The following is a 3,218-nucleotide window of genomic DNA, read 5'->3' on the forward strand; positions in this document are numbered from 1 at the left end:
TCGTAGCCGTACTCGCCGTACTCGTCGTGGTCACCGTAGTCGTCGTACCAGTCCTCGTCCGGGGCGGCCGAGGCCGGAGGGAACACCATGGACCGGATGTTGAGCGCCACGTGCACGACGATCGGCACCCACAGGCTCCCGGTCCCCAGGTACAGCACGGTGAACAGGGTCCCGGTCAGAGCACCGTGCGCGGCGCCCCACCACCCCTGGTACACGTGCGCCACCGAGAACAGCAGGATCGACAGCAGCGCGGCCACGAACAGGTTCAGCCCCAAGCTCGCGACGAGGGTGATGAACAGGCCGCGGTACAGGATCTCCGCGAAGACGCCGCCAGTGACGGCGGCGCCCGCGGCGGGGGGCTGCTCCGCGCGGGTGCGCGGGTAGAGCAGCTCTTCGACACCCCGACCGGGCTCGGGCAGTGACATCGGCCGGTCGGCGGCACGCCGCCCCTTGTGGCTCCGGTTCCGCTTCCCCTTGCCCTCGGGCAGGCGCGCGGCGACCTTGGCGGGCAGGACCTTCTCACGCCGCGGCATGCCGTTGACCAGCACCCAGAACAGAGCGAGGGCAACCAGACCGCCGATCGCCCCGCCCACCACGGGGCCGACGGCGTGGGGCATGCGCAGCCCCAGGTCGTTGGCGGCCAGGCCCGGCGAGAGCACGACCACGAGCAGGACGAGCAGGCCCCACAGGGCGTGCACACCCATGGTGACGGCGTGCAGCAGCTTCAGGGAACGCTCGTCGTCGAAGCGGCTCCGGGACAACCAGGCGTAGGCCCGTCGCCCGAGCAGGGGTTCGCCGACCGCTGCGAAGAAGAGCAGCAGGACCGTGAGGAGGGTCCCGGCGAGGCTGACTTGAGGGAGTGTCTCGGACCATGGCACGGGGGCAATAGTAGGGGCGATTCGCGGCATTTCGCACGGGCCGGCCCCTCGCAGCGGCATACCCACCGCGAGCCCTGACGCCCTCGCACTGCAGCCCGATTCCGCCACGGTCGGGCCAGCACCCGACACCCGCCCGCACCCCCTCTTGCCGTCCGCCCCCAAGAGCGCGAACGTGGTGAGTGTCACAGGTCACACGGCATGGGCGTCGTCGGCACGGGCGTGACCGAGCACGGCGATCCCGGAAGGCTGGGCAGCAGGGATGGCAGACCGCTCCGTCGAAGCACCGAGGGCCGCACGGCCCCAGGACATCCGCAACATCGCGCTGGTCGGCCCGTCCGGCGCCGGAAAGACGACCCTGGTCGAGGCGATCCTGCACGCGGCCGGCCGCATCGACCGTCCCGGAACCGTGGAGGCCGGCACGACCGCCTCCGACCGCGACCCCGTCGAGCAACGCCAGGGGCGCTCGGTCCACCTCACCGTCAACCCCGTGGTGGTGGACGGCGTCAAGGTGAACCTGCTCGACACCCCCGGTTACGCCGACTACCTCGGTCCCCTGCGCGCAGGCCTGCGCGGGGCCGACGCCGCCCTGTTCGTGGTCTCGGCCGCGGACGGCGTCGACGGGCGCACCCGCCTGCTGTGGCGCGAGTGCGCGGCACTGGGCATGCCGCGCGCGGTCGCCGTCACCAAGATCGATCACCCCCGCGCCGACCATGACGCGGTGGTGGCCCAGTGCCAGGAGGCGTTCGGGCACGGCGTGCACCCGGCGTACGTACCGGCCGTCGAGGGAGAGGGCGAGATCCGACGCGTGACGGGCGTGTGGGGGCTGATCTCGGAGCGCTTCTACGACTACTCCGAGGCCTCGGAACCAGGTTCCCCGCCGAAGCAGCGCGAAGCCCCGGACCGGCTCCGCGCGGCGGCTGGCCGGCTGCGCGAGGAGCTGGTCGAGGAGGTCATCACCGAGAGCGAGGACGAGGGCCTCATGGAACGCTACGCGGAGGGCGGTTCCCTCGACACCGACCTGCTCATCGCGGACCTGAAGAAGGCCGTGGCCGAGGGTGGGTTCCACCCGGTACTGGCGTTGAGCCCGACGACAGGGGTGGGGGTGCACGAGCTCCTGCGGGAACTGCCGCTGGCGTGCCCGGACCCCACGCGCCGTCCGCTCCCCGAAGTGGTGCGCCCAGGCGGCCGCCCCGTCGAAGGGCTCACCTGCGACCCCGAGGGCCCGCTCGTGGCCGAGGTCCTGTCCACCACCGGCGACCCGTACGTGGGCCGGGTGAGCCTGGTGCGGGTCTTCTCGGGCACGCTCAGCCCGGAGAGCACCGTGCACGTGGCCGGTGAGGACCACGGGACGGACGAACGCGCGGGCCGGATCACGGTCCCCACAGGACGGGACGCGGAACCGGTCGGCCAGGTCGTGGCCGGGGACCTGTGCCTGGTGGCCAAGGTCCCGGCGGCCCGCACCGGCGACACCCTGTCCGAGCCGGAGGACCCGTTGCGTGCGGTCCCTTGGGCGGCTCCGCAGCCCGTGTACGCGATGGCGGTGCGGGCGACGCACGCGGGCGAGGAGGACAAGCTCGCCCGAGCGGTCACACGCCTGGCGGCCGAGGACCCGTCCCTGAGTGTGGAGGTCGAACCCGAGACCCACAGGATCGTGCTGTGGACACTGGGCGAGGCACACCTGGACTCCGCCCTGGACCGCCTCGACCACCACTTCGGCGTCCACGTGGACACCGCCGACCCGCACGTGCCGCTGCGCGAGACCTTCACCGTCCCCGCGCAGGGGCTGGGCCGCAACGTCAAACAGAGCGGCGGGCACGGGGAGTTCGGGGTCTGCCGGATCGAGGTGGAACCGCTGGAGTCCGGCGCGGGACTGCAGTTCGTCGACCGTGTCGTGGGCGGTGTGGTCCCGCGCCAGTACGTGCCCGCGGTCGAGAAGGGCGTGCGCGCACAGATGGAGGAGGGGTTCGGGTCCGGGCACCCGGTCGTGGACCTGCGGGTGACGCTGCACGACGGGAAGGCGCACTCGGTGGACTCCTCCGACATGGCCTTCCAGAAGGCGGGGCGGCTGGCGCTGCGGGACGCCGCGGAGGAGGGACGGCTGCGGACCCTGGAACCGGTGGACGAGCTGGCGGTGGAGGTCGACGACGAGCACCTGGGCGCGGTGATGAGCGACCTGTCGGCCCGGCGCGGTCGTGTCGTGGGCACCGAGGGGTCCGGCGGCGGGCGTGTGGTGGTGCGCGCGGAGGTGCCCCGTTTGGAGACGTTGCGCTACGCGGTGGACCTGCGGTCGATCGCGCACGGCTCGGGCACGTTCACACGCGCGTACGTGCGCCACGAGCC

General features: G+C 72.6%; 2 protein-coding genes. One reads left to right on the plus strand and one right to left on the minus strand.

The window, feature by feature from the left end; translation table 11 throughout:
* Positions 1-878, minus strand: an 878-nt coding sequence (locus D474_RS0126700; protein WP_017616537.1) for a CPBP family intramembrane glutamic endopeptidase, incomplete at its 3' end; no start/stop codon positions are given.
* Between the two features lie 259 nt (positions 879-1,137).
* Here D474_RS0126700 and D474_RS0126705 point away from each other — a divergent pair.
* The coding region (locus D474_RS0126705) for an elongation factor G-like protein EF-G2 (protein WP_017616538.1) at positions 1,138-3,218 on the plus strand (2,081 nt) is incomplete at its 3' end.

It is taken from the genome of Nocardiopsis salina YIM 90010 (genome assembly GCF_000341025.1).
Lineage (GTDB): Bacteria > Actinomycetota > Actinomycetes > Streptosporangiales > Streptosporangiaceae > Nocardiopsis > Nocardiopsis salina.